The organism is Kitasatospora sp. MAA19, assembly GCF_029894125.1.
GTDB lineage: Bacteria > Actinomycetota > Actinomycetes > Streptomycetales > Streptomycetaceae > Kitasatospora.
Genome location: NZ_JARXYZ010000010.1, coordinates 45197 through 71641, shown reverse-complemented (window position 1 = coordinate 71641; position 26445 = coordinate 45197). Strand labels below are relative to the sequence as shown.

Genomic DNA, 26445 nt, shown 5'->3' with positions numbered 1-26445 from the left:
GCGTCTCCCGTACGGCGGTGCTTCCCGTACGACGGTGTTTCCCCACGGCAGCGCGCCCGGTGTCGTGCCCCACTATCCTCGAAAGCGACAAGGAGCTCCTGACATGCAGGACATCGCCGAGCAGTTGCAGGCCTGGCACGCCTCCGGGCGCTCCTTCGCCGTGGCCACCGTCGTCGGCGTCTCCGGCAGCGCGCCGCGCGACCCCGGGGCGGCACTGGCCGTGGACGCGGCCGGCGAGGCGGTCGGCAGCGTCTCCGGCGGCTGCGTCGAAGGAGCGGTCTACGAGCTGTGCCAGGCCGCCATCGAGTCCGGCGAGCCGGTGCTGGAGCGGTTCGGCTACAGCGACGAGGACGCCTTCGCCGTCGGCCTGACCTGCGGCGGCATCCTCGACGTGTTCGTCCAGCCGATCGTCCCCGGCGCCGACGCCGGGCTGGACGCCGGCATCGCGTACATCGCCTCCGGCACGCCGGTCGCGCTCGCCCGGGTGATCGCCGGGCCCGGCGGACTCGTCGGCGCCACCGTCGCCGTCACCGCCGACACCCACCACGGCGCCCTCTCCCCCAGCCCCTCGACCGTGGGCGCGCTCGAACGGGCGATCGTCGCCGAGGCCCGGGCCATGCTCGACGCCGGACGCACCGGCCGGATCGTGCTCGGCCTCGACGGGCGCCCCTGCGACGAGCGCGACCAGGGCACCGTCACCTGCTTCGTCGAGTCCTACGTGCCCGCACCGCGGATGCTCGTCTTCGGGGCCATCGACTTCGCCGCCGCCGTCGTGCGGATCGGCAAATTCCTCGGCTACCGCGTCACCGTCTGTGACGCCCGACCCGTCTTCGCGACCGCGCGGCGCTTCCCCGAGGCCGACGAGGTCGTCGTCGACTGGCCGCACCGCTACCTCGACGCCCAGCTCGACCGGATCGACGGGCGCACCGTGCTCTGCGTGCTCACCCACGACGCCAAGTTCGACATCCCGCTGCTGGAACGCGCGCTGCGGCTGCCGGTCGGCTACGTCGGCGCGATGGGCTCGCGCCGCACCCACCGCGACCGCGAGGCGCGACTGCGCGAGGTCGGCCTCACCGAGGCCGAGATCGGCCGGCTGCGCTCCCCCATCGGCCTCGACCTCGGCGCCCGCACCCCCGAGGAGACGGCGGTCTCCGTCGCGGCCGAGATCATCGCCCACCGGCGCGGCGGCAGCTGCCTGCCGCTGAGCGCCGGGGACGGGCCGATCCACCACGACGTCTCCCGGGCCGAGCAGGCCGAGGAGACCGGGGCCGAGGACCAGGTGCCCCGGACGCACGCGGCCTGACGGGGGCGGCCTGACGCACTCGGCCTGACGGGGGCCGGGGGCTGTCGCGGGTTGTCACGGCTCGGGTGCGGCGGCCGGGGCTCGGTCGGTCGTCCGGTCGGTCGGTCAGTCGGTCAGTCGGTCAGTGCCAGCTTGAGCCCGAAGCCCACCACCACCGTGCCCGTCACCCGGTCCATCAGCCGGCGCGCCGACGGGCGGCGCAGCCAGCCGCGCACCGCCTTGGCGAAGCCCACCAGCACCGCCGACCAGAGCACGCCCTCCACGACGTGTACGCAGGTCAGCGCCACGCCGGCGGCGAAGTGCGGGGCCCCGGCGGGGATGAACTGCGGCAGCACGGCCACGTAGAACACCCCGACCTTGGGGTTCAGCAGATTGGTGAGCGTGCCGCGCCGCCAGCCCTGGCCGAACCCGCCGTCCGTCGGCTCGTCCTCGACCACCGCCTGCGTGCCCCGGCCGCGCAGCATGCCGACGCCCATCCACACCAGGTAGGCGGCCCCGCCCCAGCGCAGCACCTCGTACGCCACCTGCGAGGCGGTCAGCAGCGCCGTCACCCCGGCCGAGCTCAGCGTCCCCCAGACCAGCGTTCCGGTCTGGATGCCGAGCACCACCCCCCACGCCTGCCGCCGGTGCCCCAGCGCGGACGTGCGCAGGATCAGCGCCGTGTCGAGCCCGGGCGTGAGCGTCAGCAGCCCCACGACCAGGGCGAAGGACCAGAGGGCCGTCGTCATCTCCATGGGCCTTCATGCTACGTCGGGCTCAATCCACCGCTCCGGGCGGGACCACCCACCGGGTCGGCCGGCCGGTGGCCCGCCCGCCTGGGTGGTGGGCGAACGCGGACCCGTCGATCGGCAAGCGCTCACTCACCCGGGTCCACCGGCCCGGTGGGATCGGGCAGCCCGCCCTCGGCGATTCTGCCGCTGTCACAGGCCCACCGGGCGCCCGGTCAGGTGACGTTGAGGCGGGCGGCGAGGCGCAGCAGGGCGGGGCTGAGGCGGGAGAGGAAGCGTGCGGCCTTGGCCTCCGGGGTGACCGGGACGACGGGCTTGCCGGTGCGGACGGCGGTGAGGATGGCGGTGGCGACCTTCTCCGGGGGGAAGCCGCGGCGGGCGTAGAGCCTGGCGGCGCGGGCCTGCTTGGCGGCCTGCTGGTCGGCGGTGGTGGCGGAGAAGGTGGAGGTGCGGGTGATGTTGGTGTTGACGATGCCCGGGCAGATCGTGGAGACGCCGATGCCGTGCCCGGCGAGTTCGGCGCGCAGGCAGTCGGAGAGCATGAACACCGCGGCCTTGCTGGTCGCGTAGGCGGTGAGCGCCTTGGAGGGCAGGTAGGCGGCGGCCGAGGAGACGTTGACCAGGTGGCCGCCCTGGCCGCGGTCGGCCATCAGCGTGCCGAAGGCGCGGCAGCCGTGGATGACGCCCCAGAGGTTGACGTCCAGGACGCGCTGCCACTCCTTCTCAGTGGTCTGCAGGAACGTCCCGGAGTGGCCGATGCCCGCGTTGTTGACCACCACGTCGGGCACCCCGTGCTCGGCGGCGACCGCCTCGGCGAAGGCGTCCACCGCGGCGCCGTCGGCGACGTCCACGCGGTAGGCGTGCGCCTGCGGGCCGATCAGCGAGGCGAGTTCGGCGGTGCGCTCGGCGGCGGCGAGGTCGAGGTCGCAGACCACCACGCGGGCGCCGTCCTCGGCGAAGGCGAGCGCGGTGGCCCGGCCGATGCCGCTGCCGCCGCCGGTGACGACGACCAGCCGGCCGTCGCCCCGGGCCGCGTCGGCCGGCCCGGCCTGCTCCGCCTGCCCTGTCTGCCCTGTCTGCCCGGCCTCGATGCGGGTGGTGAACTCGCGGACCATCGCGGCCACGGTGGCTCCCTTCTCCAGCAGCGCCGACCAGTGGCCGGCGTGCAGCGTGCGTCGGGTCAGCTCGGGCACCCAGCGCTCCAGTCCCTCGGAGAGGAAGGGAGCGACGTAGCGGTCCCGGGTGAGGGTGATCAGCTGGACCGGCACCTCCGTCGGCCGCTCGCGCGGACTGCGCAGCGTGGGGCGGAAGTTGGCCCGGTACAGCTCGATACCGCGGACGGCGTCGCGGCGCAGGCCGGCCTGCGGGTGGTCGGGCCGCGGGGTGACGTGCTCCAGGTCGCGCAGCACCCGCGGCCAGGCCCGGGCCAGCCCCAGGCGCCAGACGCCCGGGGCGAGGAAGGGCAGGTGGAAGGCGGTGATGTACCAGGAGTGCAGGCCCTGGTGGAGCAGCTGCCGCAGGTGGCGCGGGGTGGGGCGGCGCATCCGGTGGCGCAGCCAGTACGCCGTGTGGTCCAGGCAGGGGCCGGACATCGTGGTGTACGAGGCGATCCGCCGCTCGGCGCCGGGCGCGGTGACGGCCTCCCAGGACTGGATCGAGCCCCAGTCGTGGGCGATCACGTGTACCGGTCGGTCCGGGCTGACGGCGTCGGCGACCGCGAACAGGTCGGCGGCCAGGCGCTCCAGCCGGTAGCCGTCCCGGGTGGCGGGGACCCCGGACTCGCCGGCGCCGCGCACGTCGTAGCGGACCACGTGGTGGTCACGGGCGAGGTCGGCGGCGACGTCGTCCCAGACCGCGTGGGTGTCCGGGTAGCCGTGCACCAGCAGGACGGTGGGGGCGGCCGGGTCGCCCTGCTCGAAGACGGCGAGCGGGAGGCCGTCGGAGTGCACGGTTCGGCGGCGGACGGTGGTCATCGGGTGGCCTCCAGGGTGGTCGCCTCGGTGCTTGCCTCGGTGGTCGGCGCGGTGGCTGCCTCGGTGGTCGGCGCGGTGGTCGGCGTGGTGGCTGCCTCAGTCGCCTCGGCGGTGTCGGTCGTCCAGCGGCGGACGTGCGGCAGGTCGTCGTCGAGCCAGTAGGCGTCGTCCTCGGTGACCACCAGGAGTTCCTCGAACTTGATGCCCACGCCGCGGAAGCCGATGTGCGGCTCGACCGCCCACAGACCCGGGGTGGGCGCGTGCCGGGACGACCGACCGTCCGCCCAGAGCGGTGAACGGCCGTGCAGGCGCTCGGAGATGAGCTCGCGGCCTAGGGTCTGCAGGGTGCGCACGCCGAAGCCGAAGACGTTGACCCCGGCCGGTCCGCGCATCGTGGTCCGGGTGACCTGGTGGCCGATCACCCGGCCCGGGTAGACCTGGTGGCGGTTGTCGTAGCCGTGCGCGGCGATCTGCGCGTCCACGGCCGCGTACACCTCGTCGAGCGGCCTGCGGGCCCGTACCTCCTTGAGGATCAGCTCGCGGTAGACCTTCAGGTCGGCGGCGAGGCGGTCCCAGACCCTGTTCTCGCCGACCTTGCCGCCGTAGCCGATGTCGGCGGTGTAGCCGTCGACGATCGGCGCGCAGTCCAGCACGTACGGCATGCCCTCCTGCAGGCGGCGGTTGCCGGCGAAGAACTGCAGCGGGGTGTGGAAGTGCCGGAAGGCCGTGCGGTCGCCGAACCAGGCGAACGGGACGTGGAAGAAGTCCTGCACCCCGGCGGCGACGAGGCGGCGGCGCAGCTCCGCGGTGGCCTGGCGCTCGGTGACGCCCGGTTCGATCCAGTCGGCGACCTGTTCGGCGCAGTGGTAGGCGAGTCGCTGGGTCTCGCGGAAGCGGGCGAGGTCGCGCTCGCCGTAGGGGAAGGTCGGGGGGGTCGCCATCGGGGCTCCTTCTACAGGTCGAGCACGCTACAGGTCGAGCACCAGGGTCTCGCCCTCGGCGGCCCGGGAGACGCAGGGCAGCACGGCGCCGGCGGCGCGCTGTTCGGGGGTGAGGCGGCGGTCCCGGTGGTCCGGCGTACCGGCCAGCAGGCGGACCTCGCAGGTGCCGCAGAAACCCTGGTGGCAGGAGTACGGGAGGTCGGGGCGGGCCTCGCGCAGCACGTCCAGGGCGGAGCGGTCGGCGGGGACGTCCAGCGCCGGGCCGCCGGCACCCAGGCGCAGGGTGAAGGGGGCGCCGCCGGCGATCGGGGCGGCACCGAAGCGCTCGAAGTGCAGGGCGGTGGCCGGGGATCCGCCCAGGGCGCGCTGCACGGCGGTGAGCATCGGGGCCGGGCCGCAGCAGTAGACGGCGGCGCCGCGCGGGGCATGCGCGAGCAGGTCGGCGGCGGTCGGCACGCCGTGCTCGTCGTCGGTGCGCAGCTCCACCCGACGCGGGTCGAGGGCGCGCAGCTCGTCCGTGTACGGGAGGGTGTCGACACTGCGGCCGACGTGCACCAGGCGCCAGTCGAGGCCGTGCCGCTGCGCCTCGCGGGCCATCGGGAGCAGCGGGGTGACGCCGATGCCGCCGGCGAGCAGGAGGACGGCGGGCTCGGCGCAGAACGGGAAGCCGTTGCGCGGGCGGCGGGCGGTGAGGCGGGTGCCGGGGTGCAGGGTGTCGTGGATCTCGACGGACCCTCCGCCGCCCTCGGGCAGTCGCCGCACGGCGATCCGGTAGGCGGTGCGGTCGGCGGGGTCGCCGGTGAGCGAGTAGTGGCGCTCGCGGCCGGAGGGCAGGGCGAGGCGCAGGTGGGCGCCGGGCTGCCAGCCGGGGAGCGGGCCGCCGGAGGGGTCGGCGAGCCGCAACTCGACGACGTCGGCGGCGAGTCGGCGGCGGGCGCTGACGGCCAGTTGGAGCGGCGGGGTGGGGCGGCTGAGCGGGCGGCGGGGGTTGCGGCGCAGCAGGGGGCTGCCGAGGGCCGGGGAGTAGCGGTCACCGAAGGCGGTGAGGCGGCGCATGAAGGTGTCCGCGCGGGGGCGGCCGTAGAGGTCGGGGGGCGGGTTGAGCAGGTCCATCCGGCGGTCCTTGGCGTCAGGAGGGTGGCGGGCGGCGAGCGGGCGGGCGGCGGCGGCGGCGGCGGGCGGGGCTCGGCGAACAGCTGACAGATTTCAGATTTCAGCGAACAGATAACAGATAACAGATAACGTTCTCTGTTCGCTGAAATCTGTCAGCTGTCACCTGTCAGCCGTCGACCGACCCCCGTCCGCCGTCAGCCCCCGGCGGCGGCGCGGGCGGCCGGGGAGGTGGCGAGGTAGCCGAGGGCCTGACTGGACGAGCCCTCCTGGGTGGGGTGGTAGCCGGGCCGCAGGTACCGCAGGCCGGAGCGGATCGACCCGACCGGGTCGGGCAGCAGGCCGCGCTTGGCGATCCTGCCGGCCTCGCGCCAGGTGGGCTTGAGCCGCCCGTGCAGGGTCGGGTCGGCGGCGAGCAGGAAGCGGGCGCCGCGCACCCAGAGGTGGACCAGCAGCGGACCGGAGACGGCCATCCCGCGGACCCGGCGCAGGTAGCCGGGGTCCAGGTGGACCATCAGGTCGAAGGCGACGCTGCGGTGTTCGACCTCCTCGGCGCCGTGCCAGCGCAGCAGGTCGAGCATCGTCGGGTCGGCCTCGGCGCGGTCCAGGCCCGGGGAGTTGAGCGCCCAGTTGCCGAGGAAGGCCGTGAAGTGCTCGATCGCCGCGATGAAGGCGACCCGCTCGATGATGTTCTCGCGCCGCCGCGCGGGACCGAGGCCCGGCTTGTCGCCGAGGACACGCCGGAACAGCCAGGCGACCTGCCGGACGTACGGACGCGGGTCGAGCCCCTGGCCGAGCAGGTGGTCGAGGACCTCCTGGTGCGCCTCGGCGTGGATGGCCTCCTGGCCGATGAACCCCAGGACCTCCTCGCGCAGTTGATCGTCCCGGATGAGCGGCAGCGCCTCCTTGAACACCTTGACGAACCAGCGTTCGCCCTCGGGCAGCAGCAGGTGCAGCACGTTGATGACGTGGGTGGCCATCGGCTCGTCGGGGATCCAGTGCAGCGGCAGTCGGTCCCAGTCGAAGCGGACGTCCCGGGGTTCGAGGACGAGGCTGTCGTGCACGCGCGCGGCGGGGGCGGCAAGGGCGGGTACGGGGGTGGATCGGGGCATGGCAGGCCCTCCTGACCTCGGGACGGCGGCTCGGCGTGAGGGAAACGTACTCGCGGGTAGCGGCCGGGACAAGGGTTTCGGCGCCTCTTATCGACATCGAGTCTAATAAGTGATGTGCACCCGGAAGCGGCTACCGAAACCGATCCGGGCCACCGAAACCGGCGGCGGCCACGGAAACACGTGGGCCCCGCCGGATCGGCAGGATCCGGCGGGGCCCACGGCAGGACGGCGCGACGCTCAGACCGCCATCGCCAGCATCAGCGGCGCCGCCCGGGCCGCCAGCAGTTCGGCGGCGGCCTTCAGCTTGTGCACGTTGTCCACCGGCATCGAGGTGGCCAGACAGCCGACCGTGCTGCCCGCCGTGATCGGGACGGCCGCGCACACCGTGCCGAGCGCGTACTCCTGGATGTCCAGCACCGGCACGGTGGCCGGCTGTCGCTCCAGCCGGTGCATCAACTGGTCGGCGTCGGTGACGGTCCGGGAGGTGAGCCGGGCCACCGGGTGGCGGGAGAGGTGGTCCCGGCGGGCCTCCGAGTCGAGTTGGCTGAGCAGGCACTTGCCGATCGCGCTGGCGTGCGCGGTGGCCCGGAAGTCCACCCACTCCTGCACCGCCGGCGCGTACTCGGCCGCGGCGACCGCCTCCACCGACAACTCCCCGTCGTGGTAGCGGGTGAAGTAGACCGCCGCACCCAACTCGTCGCGCAGTTCGGCGAGTTTGCGGTTCAGCCGGGCCTTCACCAGCTGCTCCCGGTTGTACTGGCCGAGCAGGGCGAAGGTACCGCCGAGTACCCAACCCCCGTCCTGGCACTGGAGGTAGCCCTCGATCTCGAGGATCTCCGCGAGACGCCGGACGGTCGGCAGGCCGAGCGAGGTCTCCCGCGCGAGGGCGACCAGGGTGGCGCCGTCGGGGTGCCGGTCGACGGCCTCCAGCAGTCTGAGGGCGTGCTGCAGGGAGGTGAACGGGCCGGTGAGGCCCTGGTCCAGCGCGGCGTGGCGACCCGGGGCTGGTGTCGACATGTCGTCCCCTTCCGATGTCCCCCCACGGAGCGACCGCGGGCACCCTCCAGCCTATCCACCCGGCGGGCCCGGCAACTGCCGTCCGTGAATATCCGTGAACATTCCGTGGAGCACCCGCCGCCCACCTGGGGAGGCGGAACCGGCCGCGCGGGCCCGGAGGCACACACGGCCGGAGGAAACACGACGGGCCCCTCCCCCACTGCCCGGGAGGAGGGGCCCGTCGCGCGGCCGCCGGGTCGCGGGCGGGGCCCCGGCGGCCGGTGAGGGTGGGTCAGGTGGCGCTGGAGGGGCTCAGCCCTCGTCGCCCGCCCGCAGCTTGGCGACGGCCGCCTCCAGGCGGGCGCCGTACTCCTCGTCCGCGGCGTGGAAGTGGGCGAGGTTCTTCTCGATGACGTCCTCGCGGGTCACCTGGGCGAGGAAGCCCGCGATGTTGTCGATCAGGCGGGTCTTCTCGCCCGCGGACATCAGCCGGTACAGTTCGCCCGCCTGGAAGAAGTCGTCGTCCTTGGTGTGGGCCGGCGTGGTGTAGGTGCCGGTGTAGCCGTCCAGCCGGACCGGCGCGGCGAGCGCGTTGTCGGTCTGGGCGGGGCCGTCGTACGAGTTGGGCTCGTAGTTCTTGCCGCGGCCGGACTTGTTGACGGCGTGCAGGCCGTCGCGGCCGTAGTTGTCCGCCTCGGTGGCGCGCGGGGCGTTCACCGGCAGCTGGGTGTGGTTGACGCCGAGGCGGTAGCGCTGGGCGTCGGCGTAGGCGAACAGGCGGCCCTGGAGCATCTTGTCCGGGGAGGGGCCGATGCCGGGCACGAAGTTGTTCGGCGAGAACGCGGACTGCTCGACGTCGGCGAAGACGTTCTCCGGGTTCTTGTTGAGCACTAGGCGGCCGACCTTGACCAGCGGGTAGTCGGCGTGCGGCCACACCTTGGTGAGGTCGAACGGGTTGAAGCGGTAGTCCGCGGCCTCGGCGACCGGCATCAGCTGGACGTAGAGGGTCCAGGACGGGAAGACGCCGCGCTCGATGGCCTGGTGCAGGTCGCGCTGGTGCGAGTCGGCGTCGGCGCCGAGCACCTCGGCGGACTGGTCGCCGTCCAGCGAGCGGATGCCCTGGTTGGTCTTGAAGTGGTACTTGACCCAGTAGGCCTCGCCCTCGGCGTTGACCCACTGGTAGGTGTGCGAGCCGTAGCCGTTCATGTGGCGGTAGGAGGCCGGGATGCCGCGGTCGCCGAACAGCCAGGTGATCTGGTGGGTCGAGGCGGGCGAGTGGGCCCAGAAGTCCCAGACGTTGTCCGCCTCCTGCACGCCGGTGTACGGGTCGCGCTTCTGCGAGTGGATGAAGTCGGGGAACTTGATCGGGTCCTTGATGAAGAACACCGGGGTGTTGTTGCCGACCAGGTCGTAGTTGCCCTGCTCGGTGTAGAACTTCAGTGCGAAGCCGCGCGGGTCGCGCACCGCGTCGCTGGCGCCCAGGTTGCCGGCCACGGTGGAGAAGCGCAGGAAGACCTCGGTGCGCTTGCCGACCTCGGAGAGGAAGGCCGCGCGGGTGTACTGCGACACCTCGTCGGTGACCTCGAAGTAGCCGTACGCGCCGGAGCCACGGGCGTGCACGACGCGCTCCGGGATGCGCTCGCGGTTGAAGCGGGCCAGCTTCTCCAGCAGCTGCTGGTCCTGGATCAGCAGCGGACCGTACGCGCCGGCCGAGGCCGAGTTCTGGTTGTCGGCGACCGGGGCGCCGGACTCCGTGGTCAGGATCTTGGACATGAGGGGTCCTTCAGGTGTCGATACAAGCGGTGCGTGGAGAGGTGTGCGACGAAGCGTCAGACGCCGAGCAGGAGCCAGACCGCCGAGCGGCGGCGGGAGGAGTTCTCGCCGTCGGGGCCGTCGGCGGGCTGGAGCGCGGCGACGGCGGTGGTGGCCGCGACCCGGTCCGCCAGCGGACGGGCGGCGCTCAGCTCGGCGGCCTCGTCGGCGGTCAGGCCGGCCTCGGTGAGGGCCGCGGCGGCCTCGACGGCCGGGACGGCGTTGAACCAGCGCAGCGCGAGGGCCGCGCGACCGGCCTCGGTGAGGCGGCCGGTGAGCCGGAGGCGGGCGAGGCCGCCGTCCGGGTAGACGTTGATGCGCACGTGGGTCACCGGGCGGCCGACGTCGAGCCGGAAGCGGTGCCGGGTGTCGGGCTGCAGGCGGGTGCGGGGCAGGATCTCGAACCACTCGCCGTCCGCCGGGTCCGCCCCGGTCGAGGCGTCGAAGCCGACGAGGTCGGCCCAGCCGGGGGCATTGGCGACGAAGTGGGTGGTGTCCACCTCGGCGGCCAGGACCTCACCGCCCCCGGCCAGGACGATCTGCACCCAGTCGTTGGCCTTGTCGCGCCGACGCCGGGTCTCCCAGCCCTCGCCCATGACGGAGGCGCGACCGGGAGCGTTCAGGTTGTGCGGGGAGGAGAAGTAGCGGTCGGACGCGGCCTCGGCCACGCCGCCGTACTCCTGCGCGGCCAGGTCGAAGGTGAGGCCGTCCAGTTCGCGCGGGTCGGGCAGCACCTCGCCGTGGACGCGCAGCCGGGCGACGCCGCCGTCCGGGAAGATGTTGAGCCGCACGTGGGTGTAGCGGCCCGCGTCCTCGACGGCGAACTCGTGGGCGGTGTCGCCCTGCAGCGGGGTGCGCGGCACCAGGGTGGTCCACTCGGCGTCCGCCAGCTCCTCGGGCGAGGGGTGGCCGGGGACGGAGGCGGCCTCGACGGAGGCGCTCTCCGGGTAGTTGCCGGTGAAGTGGGCGGTGTCCACGACGAGGCCGCGGATCACACCGCCGACGCCGAGCCGGACGATCGCCCAGTCGTGGTCCTGGTCGGTGGGGTGCGGCTGGTCGGCGGAGACGCCGCGGCGGCGCTTGGACTCCCAGCCGTCCATGATCTGGCCCTTGTGGCCGAAGGTGTGCGGGCGGAACTCGGCGGGCTTGGCGACCAGGAGGTTCTCGGCGTCGGCGAAGGTGTCCTCGTTGGTGGCGACGACGCCCGCGCCCAGCAGCCGCGAGGCCAGGTTGACCAGCTCGGTGAAGGGAGCGCTCGGGGTGTCGGCAGTGGTCACGAAGTCTCCTCAGGACGGGCGGTCGGACGGGGTGGTGGGGGCTGCGGCGGGCCGGGTGAGCTGACGGCCGAAGGGCTCGGCCGCGGTGTCCACCGCGCGACCGCGCAGCCAGGTCGTGCGGACCACGCCGGTCAGCGTCCGGCCCGCGTACGGGGTCACCGGGTTGCGGTGATGCAACCCGGCGGCGTGGACGGCGAATTCTCCGTCGGGGTCGAAGGCGACCAGGTCGGCGTCGCAGCCGGGCGCGATGGCGCCCTTGATGCCGGTGAGGCCGGCCAGTTCGGCCGGTCCGGCGGACATCCAGCGGACCACGTCGGCGAGACCGTGACCGCGGCGGCGGGCCTCGGTCCAGACGGCCGGCAGACCGAGTTGCAGGGAGGCGATGCCGCCCCAGGCGGCCGCGAAGTCGCCGCTGCCGCCGTACTCGGGCAGCAGCTTCAGGTCGGGGGTGGAGGGAGAGTGGTCGGAGACGACGGCGATGAACTCGCCGTCCGCCAGGGCCTGCCAGAGCCGGTCGCGGTTGGTCTCGTCGCGGATCGGCGGGCAGCACTTGAAGGCGGTGTCGCCGTCCGGCACCTGCTCGGCCGCCAGGGTCAGGTAGTGCGGGCAGGTCTCGGCGGTCACCCGCACACCGTCCTCGCGCGCTCGGCGCAGCAGCGGCAGCACGGCGGCGGAGGAGACGTGCAGGATGTGGACGCGGGCGCCGGTGCACCGGGCGGTCTCCAGCAGGTGGGCGACGGCCGCGGTCTCCGCGTCGGCGGGGCGGGAGGCGAGGAAGTCGCGGTAGTGGACGCCGGGTTGCTGCGGGGCGGCGGCCAGTACGGCCGGGTCCTCGGCGTGGATGATCGCCAGCGCCCCGATCCGGGCCTGCTCGGCCAGCGCCGCCTCCAGGTCCGCGGCCTCGACGTGCGGGAACTCGTCGACGCCGGAGGGGGCGAGGAAGCTCTTGAAGCCGAACACGCCGGCCTCGTGCAGCGGCGCGAGGTCCGGGACGTTGCCGGGGACGGCGCCGCCCCAGAAGCCGAGGTCGACCCAGGCCTGGCCCTCGGCGATCCTCCGCTTGACGGCCAGTCCCTCCACCGTGGTGGTGGGCGGGATGGAGTTGAGCGGCATGTCGATGATCGTGGTGACGCCGCCGGCCGCGGCGGCCCGGGTGGCGGTGGCGAAGCCCTCCCACTCGGTGCGGCCGGGCTCGTTGACGTGCACGTGGGTGTCGACCAGGCCGGGCAACAGGGCGGTGTCGCCGAGGTCGGTGAGGCCGCCGTCGGCGTCGGGGCGCTCGCCCGCGAGGAGCGAGCCGTACGCGGCGACCCGCTCGATCTTCCCGTCCCGGATCAGCACGTCGGCGGGGCGCTCACCGTCGGGCAGGACCACCCGTCGGGAGCGGATCACCGCTGGCTGGCTGAAAGGCATGGGGGACCTCCGAAACCTGGAAGGGAGGGGTGGGGGGCACGCCGGAGGAGGCGCTCGAAGGGCGCTCTCGGGGCGGTCGTGGGGCGGTCGAAGGGCCGTCGGGGAAGGCGGGAACCGAAGGATTGCCCGGGAGCCTAGGCCCGCCTTCAACAAAACGTCAATGGAGGAACGTACGAGGGACGGGCGCCGCCCGGGGCGGCCCGACCGGCCCGACTCAGCCGGACAGCAGCTGTACCGCCAGCCGCTCCCCCGCCACCTCGGCCAGCTCGCCGGCCCTGGTCATGCTGTCCCCCGGCTGTTCGGCCAGGTCGGTGAGGGCGATCGCGGCCGCGAACCCGGCGGCCCGCCACTCGGGCTCGGAGAGCTCCAGCCGCCCCGCCACGGCGGCCACCCGAACCCCCGCCCGGGCGGCCGCCGCGGCAACGCCGGCGGGAGCCTTGCCGTGGAGCGTCTGCGCGTCCAGACAGCCCTCGCCAGTCACGACGAGGCGTGCCCCACGCACGGCCTCGTCGAAACCCAGCAGTTCGAGCAGCAGCTCGATACCGGGTCGCATGGTGGCGCCGAGCAGGGCGAGCGCGGCGAAGCCCACCCCGCCGGCGGCCCCGGCGCCGGGGGCGTCGCGCACGTCCCGCCCGGTGACCAGGGCGACCTGGTCGGCGAAGCGGGTCAGGCCCTCCTCCAGGATCACCAGGTCGTCGCCGTCGGCGCCCTTCTGCGGGCCGTAGACGGCGGTGGCGCCGCGCGGGCCGAGCAGCGGGTTGTCCACGTCGCAGGCCACGACGATCTCGACACCGGCCGGCAGATCGGCCAGCGGGCCGAGGTCGATCCGGTCGAGCCTGCGCAACGCGGCCCCGCCGGGCGGCAGTTCGGCACCGTCAGCGTCGAGCAGGCGGACGCCGAGCGCCTGGACCATGCCCGCGCCGCCGTCGGTGCAGGCGCTGCCGCCGAGACCGAGCACGATCCGCTTGGCGCCGAGCGCCACGGCCCGGCCGATCAGCTGGCCGACCCCGTAGGACCCGGCCGCGAGCGGGGCGGTGCGGCCGCCGGGGAGCCGGGCGAGTCCGGAGGACTGCGCGAGCTCGACCACGGCGGTGTCGCCCCGGACGGCGAGCGCGGCGTCCACCGGGAGGCCGGTCGGGCCGGCCACCTTGGCCGGGACGCGGTTGAAGCCGGCCGCGAGCGCGGCGGCCAGGGTGCCCTCGCCGCCGTCGGCGACGGGCAGTTCGCGCACCTCGACGCCGGGCGCGGCGCGCCGGACGCCGGCGGCGATCCGGGCGGCGACCTCGGCACCCTCCAGGGTGCCCTTGAACTTGTCCGGAGCTACGACCACATGGCCCTGGTGGGGGGTGGGGGGCATGGTGCGGTCCTCACTTCCGTACGGGGTCTGGCGATGTTTCGACAGCCTGTGCCAAGCATGGGCCCGGGAGTTCCGGGGGTGCGACCCCCCGCCGGGAGGGCGTGTCCTGCGCCAGGGGGATGCGTCCCCCGTCGGAGGTACGACCCCCCGCCGGGAGGGTGCGGCCCCCTCCCCGCCGTTCCCCTCGTCCCGCTTCCGACGTACGAGAGGCTCCCCTCGGCGGGGAGGGGGCCAGGCGAGGCGTACAGGCACGACCGAAGTGCCCCCGACAGGGAGTACGCATCACCGGTTGGATCGACCGGCGGACGGGCGGATGAGCCCCGGTCCCGCCTGCCGGTCGGGTCTGACCCTCCTGGTGGCGCGGGCACGACCGGATGAGGTACACGCCACCAGGAGGAGTTCGAGGGGGCCCGAGGGGCCCCGGGGTGTTAGACCGACCGGCACATGGTGGGCGGCGTCGCGACGCCCACCATGTGCCGGTCGGTCTTACTTGACCTCGCGGCCCGAGAGGCGCTCGACGCCGCGCAGCAGCGCCGAGTGGTCGAGCGAGCCGTCGCCGTTGGCGCGGGCGGAGGCGACCAGCTGGGCCACCACGGCGCCGACCGGCAGCGCGGCGCCCACGGCGCGGGCGGCGTCGGTGACGATGCCCATGTCCTTGTGGTGCAGGTCGATCCGGAAGCCCGGGGCGAACTCGCGGTCGATCATGTTCGCCTTCTTGCGGTTCAGCACGGTCGAGCCGGCCAGGCCGCCGCCGAGCACGTCCAGCGCGGCGGGCAGGTCGACGCCGGCGTTCTCCAGGAACACCACGGCCTCGGCGAGCACCTGGATGTTGACGGCGACGATCAGCTGGTTGGCGGCCTTGACGGTCTGGCCGGCGCCGGACGGGCCGACGTGGATGACCGTGGTGCCCACCGCGTCGAACAGCGGCTTGGCCTCGGCGAAGTCCTCGGCGGAGCCGCCGACCATGATCGACAGCACCGCCTCGACGGCACCGGCCTCGCCGCCGGAGACCGGGGCGTCCAGGGTGCGCACGCCCTTCTCCCGGGCGGCCGCGTCGACCTTCTGGGAGGTCTGCGGGGTGATCGAGGACATGTCGATCACGAGGGTGCCGGGCCGGACGTTCTCCAGCACGCCGCCCTCGCCCAGGATGGCCTGCTCGACGTGCGGGTCGGCCGGGACCATGGTGATGACGACCTCGGCGTCCTTCACCGCGTCGGCGATGCTGGTGGCGCCGTGGCCGCCGGCCGCGACCAGGGCGTCGATCTGCGGCTGGGTGAGGTTGTAGCCGGTGACGTGGTGGCCGGCCTTGACCAGGTTGGCGGCCATCGGGCTGCCCATGATGCCGAGGCCGATGAAGGCGATCTTGCGGCTCATCGCGTCGTTCCTTACGTCGTTCGTGGGGTGGGGAGGGCGTGACTGCCCGGGGCCGGTGGCGTCGGTGCCCGGGCCCAGCCGGCAGGCGACTGCGTGCGGCTGAGTGGCGCTGCCTGGCGGCTGCGCGGAGACCGCGAGGTGGCTGCGTGCGGCTGCGTGCGGCTGCTCGGCCGCTACTTGACGGCGGCTACTTGGCGGCCGCTACCTGACGGCGGCTACTTGGCCGCGCGGTGCTCGCGCGGCAGCCACCCGAAGCTGTCGGCGCTGACGCCGGTGGAGGGGCGGTACTCCAGGCCGATCGGGCCGGTGTAGCCGGCGACGGTGAGCCGGGCGAACAGGTCCTCGAAGTCCAGACCGCCGGTACCGGGCTCGTTGCGGCCCGGGTCGTCGGCGATCTGCACGTGGCCGAACCGGTCGGCGTAGGTGTCGATGACGGCCGCCAGGTCCTCGCCGTTCTTGGCCAGGTGGTACAGGTCGCAGAGGAACTTCGCGTTGCCCAGGCCGGTGGCGGCGTTGACCTTGTCGACGACCTCGACCGCGGCGGCGGCGGAAACCAGCGGGTAGTCCGGGGACTCCGCCCTGTTGAGGGCCTCGACCAGCAGGATCGCGCCGATCTCGTGCGCGGCCCTGGCGGCGAGCACCAGGTGCTCCAGCGCGAGCGCGTCCTGTTCGGCGGCGTCGACGCCCTCGACCCGGTTGCCGTACAGCGCGTTGAGCGCCTGGGTGCCGAGCGAGGCGGCGAGCCCCGCGGCGACCGGGACGTTGGCCCGGAAGCGGTCCCGCTCGGCGGGCACCGAGACGGTACCGCGGGCGCCGAGGGTGAGGTCGTCCAGGAAGTTGAGGCCGGTGAGCTGCACGCCCGCGTCGGTGAAGGCCTTGCGGAGCGTGTCCAGCTCGGCCTCGGACGGGGTGGCCTCGGTACCGAAGGGCCACCACAGCTCGGCGGCGGTGAAACCGGCGGCCGCGGCCGCGGCGGGGCGCTCCAGCAGCGGCAGTTCGCCGAACAGGATCGACAGGTTGACCGTGAAGCTGTGCCGGGAAGCGGCCGTCACGTCACTCACCTCTCACTCTCTTCCGAGATCCTCAACTTCCACAATGCGGAAGAGGGATTCTGCTTGGTGGAAGCATCTCCGGCCCGGCGAGCGGGTGTCAAGACCGTCGCAACATTTTGTTGAAGAAGCCCGCGCACGCCCTCCCACCGGCGTCGCCGCTGTTCGATCGACCGACCCCTGCCCGCCCCCACCGCCCGCTCGCTACAGTGAGCACGTGCGATTGATGGTGGAGTTCACGACAGAACCGTTCGAACTGGACACGTTCCCCGAGCACGCCGCGGCGGCCCGCCAGGTCGTCGACGAGGCCGGTCTGGCCGTCTCGGTCGGCCCCTTCGGGACCGGCGCCGAGGGCGAGGCCGACCAGGTCCTCGCCGCGGTGACCAGGCTGCTCCGGGAGACCCTGGACGCCGGCGCGACCCGGATCTCGGTCCAGGTCAGCGTGCTGGGCGACGACGCGCCGGGCGCGGAGGGCGGTACGCCGTGACCGGACACGTGGAACACCCGCTGGCCACGGCGATGAAGCCGCTGCTGGACGCGGTCGGCGCGACGCCCGTCCCGCTGGACGAGGCGAAATCCGAGGACGTCGTCCTGGAGTGGGAGGGCGCCCCGGCGATCGCCGTCCGGCTGCCGCACCTGAGCAGCGCGCTGGACCGGCTGCTGGCCGAGATGGCCCGCCAGTTCGACGGCCGCCCGCTGGCCGAGCTGGACCGCGGGGAGAAGCAGCGGGTCGTCGCCCTCCTGGAGGAGCGCGGCGCCTTCACCGTCCGCCACGGGGTCGAGACGGTCGCCTCGGCTCTGGGCGTCAGCCGTTTCACCGTGTACAACTACCTCAACCGCCAGGACGGCTCGAAGCCCTCCTGAACCCTTCCGCTCCGCCCGCGATTCCCCCTGCCGGAAACCTTCCGAACGGGCGCACCCCGCCGGTCCGGCCAGTCTGAATCAGCCCCCGGCGGGGCGCACTTGGCGAATCGCACACGAATCGGCCCGGCAACAGGGGCCGGTTCAAAACGTAACCACCAACCGTTCAACAAAGTGTTGACGGCCGGGTGGGGTGGATCTAGCTTGTGCGGGTGGCACCACTCTTCAGGAGGTCCACCCGTGACCAACCACCCCCACACCCTTGACGCCCTGGCCGCGGCCGACGCCGCGGACCTGGAGGCGATCCTGCTGGAGGTCTGCTCCAGCCCCCGTTGGGCCGCCGCCGTCGCGCAGGCCAAGCCCTGGTCCGACCGAGAGTCCCTGCTCGCCGCCAACGCGGCGGCGATGGCCGGGCTCACCGTCGCCGACCTGCACGACGCGATGGCCGGCCACGCCCGGATCGGCCGGCCGAAGGCGGGCGACGCCACCTCGGAGCGGGAGCAGTCCGGCCTCCGCGGCGCGGAGGCGGCGCTCCTCGACGAACTGCGCGAGGCCAACGCGGCCTACGAGGCGAAGTTCGGCCACGTGTTCCTGATCTGCGCGACCGGCCGCACCGCGGCCACCATGCTCGCGGCCCTGCGCGAGCGCCACCCCAACGACGCCGCCACCGAGGCGGAGATCGTCCGGGGCGAGCTGCGCAAGATCAACGACATCCGGCTCAACCGCCTGCTCGGCGAATCCTGACGCATTGCTGACGGATCGTTAGAATTCGCTGACGCAGCATCACCTCTGTCATCAGTAAGGTCACTTCACCCATGACTGGCATCTCCACCCACGTGCTCGACACCAGCCTCGGCCGCCCGGCCGAGGGCGTCCCGGTCGAGCTCGCACTGCACACCGAGGGTGGCTGGCAGGTGCTCGGCACCTCCGCCACGGACTCCGACGGCCGGGTCAAGGACCTGCCGGCCGTGGAGGCGGGCTCGGTCGTCCGGCTGCTCTTCGACACCGGCGCCCACTACGCGTCGAAGTCCGCGGAGCCGCCGTTCTTCCCCGAGGTCTCGATCGTCTTCACGGTCGCGCCCGCGCAGCACCACTACCACGTGCCGCTGCTGCTCAACCCGTTCGGATACTCGGTCTACCGCGGAAGCTAGTAGACCGACCTGGAACCTCTAGGAGCCATGTCATGGCCCACGTGCTCGGTCAGAACCAGTACGGCAAGGCGGAGAACCGCATCGTACGGATCTACCGCGACTCCACCCGGCACGAGATCAAGGACCTGAACGTCTCGGTCTCCCTCCGCGGTGAGTTCGAGGACGTCCACCTCACCGGATCGAACGCCAACTGCCTCCCCACCGACACCACCAAGAACACCGTGTACGCCTTCGCCAAGGAGCACGGGATCGAGTCCGCCGAGGCCTTCGGCATCCTCCTGGCGCGCCACTTCGTCGACAACACCGAGCGCGGCGTCGTCCACAGCGCCCGGATCCGGATCGAGGAGTACGCCTGGGACCGGATCAAGACGCCGGACAGCTCGGCCCGCTTCATCGGCTCGGAGGAGGTCGGCCACTCCTTCGTCCGCAGCGGTCAGGAGACCCGCACCACCGAGATCGTCTACGACGGCGAGTCCGTCCAGGTCATCTCCGGCCTGAAGGACCTCATCGTCATGAACTCCACCAACTCGGAGTTCTGGGGCTACATCAAGGACAAGTACACCACCCTGCAGGAGGCGTACGACCGCATCCTCGCCACCCAGGTCACCGCCCGCTGGAAGTACGGCTACAGCGGCCGGGACGGCGAGGCCCAGCCCAACTGGAACCGCTCCTACACCCACGTGAAGCGGCACCTGCTGGAGGCCTTCGCCGAGACCTACTCCTACTCGCTGCAGCAGACCCTGCACTCGATGGGCACCCGGGTCCTCAACAACCGCGCCGAGGTGGACGAGGTCCGCCTGGAGCTGCCCAACAAGCACCACTTCCTCGTCGACCTGGAGCCGTTCGGCCTCAAGAACGAGAACGAGGTCTACTACGCCGCCGACCGCATGTACGGCCTCATCGAGGGCACCGTGCACCGCGACGGCGTCGTCCCGGTCATCCCGGTCGCCTGACCTCCCCCACCCCATGGACACCGCCCGGAGTCGCCGCACCCTCCGGCCCCCAGCGGCCGGCCACGTCCGGGCGGGCAGCGGTATCCGCACCACCGGCTCCACCCGCTCCACGTGCATCACCCGATCCACGTGCATCACCCGCTCCACGTGCATCACCCGCTTCGGCAACACCCGTACCACCAGTTTCTCCACCCCCACCAACCGGAGTTCGTGCCTGCCTCGCGGCGGCCGGCCCGGGGCACTGGAGAAGCTCCCCGAGGGACTCTTGCACCGCCGTCCCGCCCTCGGGGCCTCTCCAGCGCCACGGGCGCGCCGGGAGCCACGGGCACAAGAGGGGCTCGACATGGCACCCAGCAGCACCAGCAGTAACGACGGCGGTTCCACCCCGGCAAGAACCCCCGGCCCGGACGGCGCGTCGGCACACCTCCCCGGCACGCCGTCCGGGTCCGGACCCCACCCCGTGGACGAGTTGCTGCCCCCGGCGAAGCTCTTCTCCACCGGTCTCCAGCACGTCGCCGCGATGTACGCGGGAGTCGTCGCACCCCCGCTCATCGTCGGCGCCGGCGTCGGGCTCTCGCCCGCCGAACTCGCCCTGCTCATCTCGGCCAGCCTGTTCACCGCCGGACTGGCCACCCTGCTCCAGACCCTCGGCATCTGGAAGATCGGCGCGCGACTGCCGTTCGTGAACGGCGTCTCCTTCGCGGGGGTCGCGCCCATGATCGCCATCGCCAAGGAACACGGACCGAAGGACGCCCTCCCGGTGATCTTCGGAGCGGTGATCGTCGCGGGGGTCCTGTGCTTCCTCGCGGCGCCGTACTTCTGCAAGCTCATCCGGTTCTTCCCCCCGGTCGTCCAGGGCACCGTGATCACCCTCATCGGGGTGTCCCTGCTCCCGGTGGCGGTCAACTGGGCGCGCGGCGGCACGCCGAGCGCCCCCGGGTACGGCTCCATGCGGGCCATCGGCCTCGCCGCGATCACCCTCGTCGCGGTGGTGCTCTGCAACCGGCTGCTGCGCGGCTTCTGGCAGCAGCTCTCGTTGCTCATCGGCCTGGCGCTCGGCACCCTGATCGCCTTCCCGCTGAGCCTGGCCGACTTCGGCGCGGTGAAGGACGCGAAGGTCTTCGCGCTCCCCTCCCCGTTCCACTTCGGCGCGCCCGTCTTCGACGCCGCCGCGATCGTCTCGCTGTGCATCGTCATGGTGGTCTCCATGACCGAGTCCACCGCCGACATGCTCGCACTGGGCAAGATCGTCGAGCGCGAGGCCGACGAACCCACGCTCGCCGCCGGCCTGCGGGCCGACGGACTGGCCACCGCGCTCAGCCCCGTCTTCAACGGCTTCGCCGCCAGCGCCTTCGCCCAGAACATCGGGCTGGTGGCGCTGACGAAGATCCGCAGCCGCTTCGTGGTCGCGGCCGGCGGCGGCATCCTGGTCCTGCTCGGGCTCTTCCCCGTGCTCGGCTCGGTCGTCTCCCTGGTACCGCAGCCCGTCCTGGGCGGCGCCGGGATCGTGCTCTTCGGGACCGTCGCGGCCAGCGGCATCCGCACCCTCGCGGAGGCCGGCCTGGAGTCCAGCTCGAACACCATCCTGGTTTCCGTCTCGCTCGGCGTCGGGATCATCCCGATCGCGGTGCCGACCTTCTACGACGCCTTCCCGGAGGCCGTCCGGACCCTGCTGCACTCCGGGATCTCGGCCGGCTGCGTGATGGCCGTCCTGCTCAACCTGCTCTTCCACCACGCCGGAGCCGCCCGCCGGACCGGATCCGGCCAGACCTCCGGTGCGACGGTGCCGACGGCGACACCGTCCTGACCGGCCCGGGAGGGGTGCCCGCCGCACGGCGCACACCCCTCCCGACCCTCCCCCATAGGAGTAACACCATGGCAGTCCAGCCCCCACCCGCCGACCAGCGGATCGTCATCGAGAACGTCGCGATCGCGACCGTCGACGCCGATGACACCGAGTACGCCCGCGGCCACGTGGTCATCCTCGGCAACCGGATCGAGTCGGTCGGCGACGGGCCCGCCCCGATGTGGCTGGACAACGTGGTGCGCCGGATCAACGGCGAGGGCCACCTGATCACCCCCGGCCTGGTCAACACCCACCACCACTTCTACCAGTGGATCACCCGCGGCCTCGCCCAGGACGCCATCCTCTTCGACTGGCTCGTCGCCCTCTACCCGACCTGGGCCCGGATCGACGAGAAGCTCGTCCACGCCGCCAGCCAGGGCTCTGCCGCGGCCCTGCTCAAGTCCGGCTGCACCACCGCCTCCGACCACCACTACGTGTTCCCCAAGGACGGCGGCGACGTCCTCGGCGCCTCCATCGAGGCCGTCCAGGAGCTCGGCCTGCGCTTCACCGCGCTGCGCGGCTCCATGGACCGCAGCAAGAAGGACGGCGGCCTTCCGCCGGACCACGCGGTCGAGGAGCTCGACGACATCCTCGCCGCCTCCGAGGCCGCCGTGGACACGTACCACGACTCCTCCTTCGGCTCGATGCTGCACGTCGCCATCGCACCCTGCTCGCCGTTCTCGGTCTCCACCGACCTGCTCCGCCAGTCCGCCGAACTCGCCCGCCGCAAGGGCGTGCGGCTGCACACCCACGGCTCGGAGACCGCCGAGGAGGAGCAGTTCTGCAAGGAGCTGTTCGGCATGGGCCCGACCGACTACTTCGAGTCCGTCGGCTGGCTCGGCGAGGACGTCTGGATGGCGCACTGCGTCCACATGAACGACTCCGACATCGCCAAGTTCGCCGAGACCGGCACCGGCGTCGCCCACTGCCCGTCCTCCAACGCCCGTCTGGCCGCCGGGATCGCCCGCGTCCCCGACATGCTCAGGGCCGGTGTCCCGGTCGGCCTCGGCGTGGACGGCACCGCCTCCAACGAGTCCGGCGAACTCGGCACCGAGCTGCGCAACGCCCTGCTGATCAACCGCCTGCACGGCTCCCCGACCGCGCTCACCGGCCGTCAGGCGCTGCGCCTGGGCACCATGGGCGGCGCCCGGGTGCTCGGGCGCCAGAACGAGATCGGCTCGATCGAGGCCGGCAAGCTCGCCGACCTGGCGCTGTGGAAGGTCGACGGGATCATGCACTCCTCCATCGCCGACCCGGTCGCCGCCCTCACCCTCGGCGCCCTGCCGCCGCTGTCGGTCCTCTTCGTCAACGGCAACGCCGTCGTCGAGAAGGGCCAGTTGACCACCGTCAACGAGGACCGGATCGCCCGCGACTGTGCCCGCGCCGCCAAGGAGCTCGCCGCCCGCCCCGTCTGACCCCCGCTCTGTTCCTGTCATCCCCCACCAGCTCCGGGCCGCCCAGGGACGGTGCGTGACCCGGACTCCGCGACCCGGCCCCCTTCGGCCGGTGCGCGGACCGCAGCCCCGGACCCACGGCGAGGGTCCGGGGCTGCGGCGTGGGCTCCGGCCTGTTCCCACCCCCGTGGGGAGCTGGCCGGAACGTCAGCGGGCGGCGCCCCGGGTGGCGCGCGGGAGCGCTGCGCCGGCGGGGGTGAGGACGCCGGCGAGGGCGAGCCTGCGCAACAGCGGGTCGGCCGGCAGGAGGCGGCGGACGGCGGACGGGCGCACCGCGGTGGACGTCATGGCAGTAGGACAGCGGGGTTCCCCGGGCGGCGGAATTCTTTTACCGTTACGGTCAATGTTCGAGTTCCGCTTAGGCGTTGACGACCTCGCCGCCACCTGGTTCGGCTACTCCGCCCTGCAGGAGACGGTGTTGAGCCTGCGCGCCCGCCGCCGGCCGGCCGGCTATCCGGAGCAGCAGCCCTGGGTGGCGAGTTGGCAGGGCCGGTACGAGACGCTGGACACCGTGCTGCTGGACTCGCTGATCGCGCCGGTCGGCTTCGTGCCGGACTTCCTCACGCCGCGCCCGGCCGGTCCGCGCCCGGAGTTCGCGGCCGAGTTGGCGAGGCTGACGGCGACCCCGCCGGAGGTGGTGCGGGCGGACGTGCTGGCCGCGTACCAGGGCGACCACAGCGCGCTGCCGCCGGTGCTGGCCGGGCTGATCGACGATCCGTCGGCACTGACCACCCGGGTGGCCGAGGCGTTGGAGGCGTACTGGGCGCGCTGCCTCTCCCCCGCCTGGTGGCCGCGGGCCCGGTTGGTGCTGGAGGCGGACATCGCACACCGGGGCCGGATGCTCTCGGAGCGCGGGGCGGAGGGGCTGTTCGCGGATCTCGACGCCCGGCTGACCTGGCACGCCGGGGTGCTGCGACTGGTCGACCCGCACCCCGCCGTCCGGGCGGTGGGCACCACGGTGGATGTTGCGGGGCGGGGGCTGGTGCTGGTCCCGACGCTGTTCGGGCTCGGCGCGCAGACCGACGTCACCCAGGTAGGGCCGCCGCTGGTCTGCTATCCGGCGCGCGGCAAGGCGACCATGGCGGAGGGGCTGGGGGCGGGCCGGCCCGAACAGCCGGGCGGACCGCTGGAGGGGCTCGTCGGGGCACCCCGGGCGAGGCTGCTGAGGATGCTGGAAATCCCGGCCAGCACCACGGAGTTGGCGCACCGGCTCGGGGTCACCCCGGGCGCGGTCAGCCGCCATCTGGGCGCGCTCGCGGCGGCCGGCCTGCTGGAGCGCACCCGGCACGGCCGCCGGGTCCTCTACCGGCGCAGCGGGCTGGGCGACGCGTTGGTGGCGGGCGGGGGCCGGGGCGGCGGCTGACGGCTGACGGCTGACAGAGTTCAGCAAACAGATAACAGATAACGAAAGTTGTCAGCTGTCATCTGTTCGCCGTCGACTGTCCACAGCCCGCCGCCCGTCTCAGGCGGTGCGCCCGAGGGTGGCGAGGTAGGCGCGCCAGCCGCCGTGATGGGTGATCTCTCGGTGGACGCCGCGCTCGACCTCGCCACGGGCGAGCAGCATGGACAGGCAGGCGGAACCGTCCTCCAGCTCGATGACGCCGAGCTCCAGCTCGCGCGGCTCGCCGGGCAGGATGACGTCGCGCAGGCGCTCCAGGGTGATGTCGTAGAGCTCGCCCTCGATCGCGCTGTCGACGGCCGCGTCGCTCAGCAGGCCGGGGCAGACGTCCTTCTCCCCGTTGACGTCGATGGAGAAGAAGCGGTAGCCGGGGGCGGTGCGGGCCGGCCCGACCAGGGCGTCGGCGACTTTGGCGTGGAACGGACCGCCGACCATGGCCTGACCGTTGAAGAAGATGCGGGGCACGGGTGAACTCCTCTACCGGTTACCGGGGAAAAGGCCGTTCCGTACGGCGACGAGAGGACAGGTGGAATCGTCGCCGTACGGAACGGAGTAATGGGCCGGCGGCACTGCTCCAGCCTGGCAGGCGGCAGCGGTGGCGCCGGCGGATAGATTTGGACTCAGCCCAGCAGGGGGAGCGCCGGAAGGGTCAGGAAGTCCACGAACTCCTCGGCCAGGGCGACCTGTTCGAAGAGCTGGGCGGCCTCGCGCCAGCGGCCGCCGGCGTACGCGTCCTCGCCCAGCTCGGCCAGGAGTTCGGCCAACTCGGCGGCGACCAGGGTGCGCACCAGGTCGGCGGTGGCCTTCTCACCGGTGTCGGACAGGACGACGCCGTTGTGGATCCACTGCCAGATCTGCGAGCGGGAGATCTCGGCGGTGGCGGCGTCCTCCATCATGTTGAAGATGCCGACCGCGCCGAGGCCGCGCAGCCAGGCCTCGATGTAGCGGACGCCGACCTGGACGGCGTTGTGCAGCCCGGCGCGGGTGCAGGTGCCGCCGGCGCCGGCGATGTCGAGCAGTTGGGCGGCGGTGACCGGCTCGGACGGCCCGGGGTTGTCCTTCTGGTTGGGGCGCTCGCCGAGCACCGCGTCGAAGGAGGCGCGGGCGACCGGCACCAGGTCCGGGTGGGCGACCCAGGAGCCGTCGAAGCCGTTGCCGGCCTCGCGGTCCTTGTCCGCCTTGACCTTCTCCAGGGCGGCGGCGTTGACCTCCGGGTCCCTGCGGCTGGGGATGAACGCGGCCATGCCGCCGATCGCGTGGGCGCCGCGCTTGTGGCAGGTCTGCACCAGCAGGCGGGTGTAGGCGGCCATGAACGGCGAGGCCATCGTGACGGTGTTGCGGTCCGGCAGGATGTAGTGCTCGCCGACGTCGCGGAAGTTCTTGACGATCGAGAACAGGTAGTCCCAGCGCCCGGCGTTGAGGCCGGCCGCGTGCTCGCGCAGCTCGTAGAGGATCTCGTCCATCTCGAAGGCGGCGGTGATGGTCTCGATCAGGACGGTGGCGCGGACGGTGCCGTGCGGAATGCCGAGTTGGGCCTGGGCGTGGGTGAACACGTCGTTCCAGAGCCGGGCTTCGAGGTGGCTCTCGGTCTTCGGCAGGTAGAAGTACGGGCCGGAGTTGGGGTCCTCGGCGCCCTTGGCGAGCAGCCGGGCGGCGTTGTGGAAGAAGTAGAGACCGAAGTCGAGGAAGGCTCCGGCGACCGGGGCGCCGTCGACGAGCAGGTGGTTCTCGTCCAGGTGCCAGCCGCGCGGACGGACCACGACGGTGGCGAGTTCGGCGGCGGGCTTGAGGGCGTACGCCTTCCCGGCGGGGGTGGTGAAGTCGATCCGGCCCTCGAAGGCGTCGATCAGGTTGATCTGGCCGCTGACCACGTTCTCCCAGGTCGGGGAGGTGGCGTCCTCGAAGTCGGCGAGCCAGATCCGCGCGCCGGAGTTGAGGGCGTTGATGACCATCTTGCGGTCGGTGGGGCCGGTGATCTCGACCCTGCGGTCCTGGAGGGCGCGGGGCGCCTCGGCGACCTTCCAGTCGCCGGCCCGGATGTCGGCGGTGTCGGGGAGGAAGTCCAGCGTGCCGGCCTCGGCGATCTGCGCACGGCGGGTCTTCCGCCCGGCCAGGAGTTCCTGCCGACGGCCCTCGAAGGCGCGATGGAGGCCGACGACGAAGGCGACCGCCTCCGGAGTGAGCACCTCCTCCGCCCGGTGGACGCGCGGACCGGCGACAGTGACGACCGGAGCGGCAGGGGAGGCGCCGACGGGTCCCTGATCTGTAGCCATGGGCAGGACACTCCTAAGCGGTTGAGCCTGGCGAAGGGAGCTCCGGTGGGAACTTCCTTGATC

At 72.9% G+C, this 26445-nt stretch carries 24 protein-coding genes; 9 read left to right on the top strand and 15 right to left on the bottom strand.

Features of this window, described 5'->3' with window-relative positions; genetic code table 11:
- Positions 1–103 precede the first annotated feature (103 nt).
- Positions 104–1303 (top strand): XdhC family protein, encoded by a 1200-nt coding sequence (locus P3T27_RS17575; protein WP_280679440.1) that lies wholly within the window; start codon positions 104–106, stop codon positions 1301–1303.
- A 113-nt stretch (positions 1304–1416) separates the two neighbouring features.
- Here P3T27_RS17575 and P3T27_RS17570 read toward each other — a convergent pair whose 3' ends face one another.
- The 12 genes from P3T27_RS17570 to P3T27_RS17515 all read right to left on the bottom strand — a co-directional run bounded on the left by P3T27_RS17570 (position 1417) and on the right by P3T27_RS17515 (position 16457).
- A complete protein-coding gene (locus tag P3T27_RS17570; RefSeq protein ID WP_280679438.1) occupies positions 1417–2037 on the bottom strand; it encodes a LysE family translocator in 621 nt (206 codons plus the stop codon).
- Positions 2038–2246: 209 nt separating this feature from the next.
- Positions 2247–4004: an SDR family oxidoreductase gene (locus tag P3T27_RS17565; RefSeq protein ID WP_280679436.1), complete on the bottom strand. Its 1758-nt coding sequence runs from the start codon at positions 4002–4004 to the stop codon at positions 2247–2249.
- The gene (locus P3T27_RS17560; RefSeq protein ID WP_280679434.1) at positions 4001–4945 is read right to left on the bottom strand and encodes a M24 family metallopeptidase; all 945 of its coding nucleotides are present in this window, start codon (positions 4943–4945) and stop codon (positions 4001–4003) included. Before P3T27_RS17560 ends, P3T27_RS17565 begins: the two co-directional genes overlap by 4 nt.
- A gap of 27 nt (positions 4946–4972) precedes the next feature.
- On the bottom strand, positions 4973–6058 hold the full coding sequence (locus P3T27_RS17555) for a PDR/VanB family oxidoreductase (protein ID WP_280679432.1): 1086 nt from the start codon (positions 6056–6058) through the stop codon (positions 4973–4975).
- A gap of 194 nt (positions 6059–6252) precedes the next feature.
- Complete coding sequence (locus tag P3T27_RS17550; protein WP_280679430.1) at positions 6253–7167, bottom strand: metal-dependent hydrolase; 915 nt, start codon at positions 7165–7167, stop codon at positions 6253–6255.
- A 237-nt stretch (positions 7168–7404) separates the two neighbouring features.
- Entirely contained in the window at positions 7405–8184 is a 780-nt protein-coding gene (locus tag P3T27_RS17545) for an IclR family transcriptional regulator C-terminal domain-containing protein (RefSeq protein WP_280679428.1), read from the bottom strand.
- Between the two features lie 291 nt (positions 8185–8475).
- A complete protein-coding gene (locus P3T27_RS17540; RefSeq protein ID WP_280679426.1) occupies positions 8476–9936 on the bottom strand; it encodes a catalase in 1461 nt (486 codons plus the stop codon).
- A 56-nt stretch (positions 9937–9992) separates the two neighbouring features.
- The gene (gene alc, locus P3T27_RS17535) at positions 9993–11252 is read right to left on the bottom strand and encodes an allantoicase (protein WP_348534109.1); all 1260 of its coding nucleotides are present in this window, start codon (positions 11250–11252) and stop codon (positions 9993–9995) included.
- A gap of 9 nt (positions 11253–11261) precedes the next feature.
- Positions 11262–12665 (bottom strand): allantoinase AllB, encoded by a 1404-nt coding sequence (gene allB, locus P3T27_RS17530; protein ID WP_280679424.1) that lies wholly within the window; start codon positions 12663–12665, stop codon positions 11262–11264.
- Positions 12666–12879: 214 nt separating this feature from the next.
- Positions 12880–14022 (bottom strand): glycerate kinase, encoded by a 1143-nt coding sequence (locus tag P3T27_RS17525; protein WP_280679422.1) that lies wholly within the window; start codon positions 14020–14022, stop codon positions 12880–12882.
- A 486-nt stretch (positions 14023–14508) separates the two neighbouring features.
- Positions 14509–15396, bottom strand: a complete 888-nt coding sequence (locus P3T27_RS17520; RefSeq protein WP_280679420.1) for a 2-hydroxy-3-oxopropionate reductase — start codon at positions 15394–15396, stop codon at positions 14509–14511.
- Positions 15397–15611: 215 nt separating this feature from the next.
- Positions 15612–16457 (bottom strand): TIM barrel protein, encoded by an 846-nt coding sequence (locus P3T27_RS17515; RefSeq protein ID WP_280679418.1) that lies wholly within the window; start codon positions 16455–16457, stop codon positions 15612–15614.
- Positions 16458–16662: 205 nt separating this feature from the next.
- Here P3T27_RS17515 and P3T27_RS17510 point away from each other — a divergent pair, with 205 nt between their 5' ends.
- From P3T27_RS17510 to P3T27_RS17480, 7 genes are all read left to right on the top strand, one after another.
- Positions 16663–16932 (top strand): thiamine-binding protein, encoded by a 270-nt coding sequence (locus P3T27_RS17510; protein ID WP_280679416.1) that lies wholly within the window; start codon positions 16663–16665, stop codon positions 16930–16932.
- Entirely contained in the window at positions 16929–17309 is a 381-nt protein-coding gene (locus P3T27_RS17505) for a helix-turn-helix domain-containing protein (RefSeq protein ID WP_280679414.1), read from the top strand. The genes P3T27_RS17510 and P3T27_RS17505 overlap by 4 nt, the downstream gene beginning before the upstream one ends.
- Before the next feature lie 237 nt (positions 17310–17546).
- Complete coding sequence (uraD, locus tag P3T27_RS17500) at positions 17547–18050, top strand: 2-oxo-4-hydroxy-4-carboxy-5-ureidoimidazoline decarboxylase (protein WP_280679412.1); 504 nt, start codon at positions 17547–17549, stop codon at positions 18048–18050.
- 71 nt (positions 18051–18121) lie between these two features.
- Positions 18122–18457, top strand: a complete 336-nt coding sequence (gene uraH / locus P3T27_RS17495) for a hydroxyisourate hydrolase (RefSeq protein WP_280679410.1) — start codon at positions 18122–18124, stop codon at positions 18455–18457.
- Positions 18458–18489: 32 nt separating this feature from the next.
- Positions 18490–19410 carry a factor-independent urate hydroxylase gene (pucL, locus tag P3T27_RS17490; protein WP_280679408.1) on the top strand — a complete coding sequence of 307 codons (921 nt, stop codon included), beginning with the start codon at positions 18490–18492 and terminating at the stop codon, positions 19408–19410.
- Between the two features lie 343 nt (positions 19411–19753).
- The gene (locus P3T27_RS17485; protein ID WP_280679405.1) at positions 19754–21217 is read left to right on the top strand and encodes a nucleobase:cation symporter-2 family protein; all 1464 of its coding nucleotides are present in this window, start codon (positions 19754–19756) and stop codon (positions 21215–21217) included.
- Positions 21218–21285: 68 nt separating this feature from the next.
- Positions 21286–22671: an 8-oxoguanine deaminase gene (locus P3T27_RS17480; protein WP_280679403.1), complete on the top strand. Its 1386-nt coding sequence runs from the start codon at positions 21286–21288 to the stop codon at positions 22669–22671.
- 186 nt (positions 22672–22857) lie between these two features.
- On the opposite strand, the gene P3T27_RS17475 is transcribed toward P3T27_RS17480, so the two are convergent.
- Complete coding sequence (locus P3T27_RS17475; RefSeq protein ID WP_280679401.1) at positions 22858–22998, bottom strand: hypothetical protein; 141 nt, start codon at positions 22996–22998, stop codon at positions 22858–22860.
- A gap of 55 nt (positions 22999–23053) precedes the next feature.
- Between P3T27_RS17475 and P3T27_RS17470 the strand changes: the two genes are divergently transcribed.
- On the top strand, positions 23054–24073 hold the full coding sequence (locus P3T27_RS17470) for a winged helix-turn-helix domain-containing protein (RefSeq protein WP_280679399.1): 1020 nt from the start codon (positions 23054–23056) through the stop codon (positions 24071–24073).
- 99 nt (positions 24074–24172) lie between these two features.
- On the opposite strand, the gene P3T27_RS17465 is transcribed toward P3T27_RS17470, so the two are convergent.
- Entirely contained in the window at positions 24173–24574 is a 402-nt protein-coding gene (locus P3T27_RS17465; RefSeq protein WP_280679397.1) for a gamma-glutamylcyclotransferase, read from the bottom strand.
- A 155-nt stretch (positions 24575–24729) separates the two neighbouring features.
- The gene (aceB, locus tag P3T27_RS17460) at positions 24730–26382 is read right to left on the bottom strand and encodes a malate synthase A (RefSeq protein ID WP_280679395.1); all 1653 of its coding nucleotides are present in this window, start codon (positions 26380–26382) and stop codon (positions 24730–24732) included.
- Positions 26383–26445: the final 63 nt, after the last annotated feature.

What these genes read in the sequence shown, in the direction of transcription:
- P3T27_RS17575 (WP_280679440.1), top strand. Translation starts at nt 104, where the DNA reads ATGCAGGACATCGCCGAGCAGTTGCAGGCCTGGCACGCCTCCGGGCGC.
- P3T27_RS17570 (WP_280679438.1), bottom strand. Translation starts at nt 2,037, where the DNA reads ATGGAGATGACGACGGCCCTCTGGTCCTTCGCCCTGGTCGTGGGGCTG.
- P3T27_RS17565 (WP_280679436.1), bottom strand. Translation starts at nt 4,004, where the DNA reads ATGACCACCGTCCGCCGCCGAACCGTGCACTCCGACGGCCTCCCGCTC.
- P3T27_RS17560 (WP_280679434.1), bottom strand. Translation starts at nt 4,945, where the DNA reads ATGGCGACCCCCCCGACCTTCCCCTACGGCGAGCGCGACCTCGCCCGC.
- P3T27_RS17555 (WP_280679432.1), bottom strand. Translation starts at nt 6,058, where the DNA reads ATGGACCTGCTCAACCCGCCCCCCGACCTCTACGGCCGCCCCCGCGCG.
- P3T27_RS17550 (WP_280679430.1), bottom strand. Translation starts at nt 7,167, where the DNA reads ATGCCCCGATCCACCCCCGTACCCGCCCTTGCCGCCCCCGCCGCGCGC.
- P3T27_RS17545 (WP_280679428.1), bottom strand. Translation starts at nt 8,184, where the DNA reads ATGTCGACACCAGCCCCGGGTCGCCACGCCGCGCTGGACCAGGGCCTC.
- P3T27_RS17540 (WP_280679426.1), bottom strand. Translation starts at nt 9,936, where the DNA reads ATGTCCAAGATCCTGACCACGGAGTCCGGCGCCCCGGTCGCCGACAAC.
- allB (WP_280679424.1), bottom strand. Translation starts at nt 12,665, where the DNA reads ATGCCTTTCAGCCAGCCAGCGGTGATCCGCTCCCGACGGGTGGTCCTG.
- P3T27_RS17525 (WP_280679422.1), bottom strand. Translation starts at nt 14,022, where the DNA reads ATGCCCCCCACCCCCCACCAGGGCCATGTGGTCGTAGCTCCGGACAAG.
- P3T27_RS17520 (WP_280679420.1), bottom strand. Translation starts at nt 15,396, where the DNA reads ATGAGCCGCAAGATCGCCTTCATCGGCCTCGGCATCATGGGCAGCCCG.
- uraH (WP_280679410.1), top strand. Translation starts at nt 18,122, where the DNA reads ATGACTGGCATCTCCACCCACGTGCTCGACACCAGCCTCGGCCGCCCG.
- pucL (WP_280679408.1), top strand. Translation starts at nt 18,490, where the DNA reads ATGGCCCACGTGCTCGGTCAGAACCAGTACGGCAAGGCGGAGAACCGC.
- P3T27_RS17485 (WP_280679405.1), top strand. Translation starts at nt 19,754, where the DNA reads ATGGCACCCAGCAGCACCAGCAGTAACGACGGCGGTTCCACCCCGGCA.
- P3T27_RS17480 (WP_280679403.1), top strand. Translation starts at nt 21,286, where the DNA reads ATGGCAGTCCAGCCCCCACCCGCCGACCAGCGGATCGTCATCGAGAAC.
- P3T27_RS17475 (WP_280679401.1), bottom strand. Translation starts at nt 22,998, where the DNA reads ATGACGTCCACCGCGGTGCGCCCGTCCGCCGTCCGCCGCCTCCTGCCG.
- P3T27_RS17470 (WP_280679399.1), top strand. Translation starts at nt 23,054, where the DNA reads ATGTTCGAGTTCCGCTTAGGCGTTGACGACCTCGCCGCCACCTGGTTC.
- aceB (WP_280679395.1), bottom strand. Translation starts at nt 26,382, where the DNA reads ATGGCTACAGATCAGGGACCCGTCGGCGCCTCCCCTGCCGCTCCGGTC.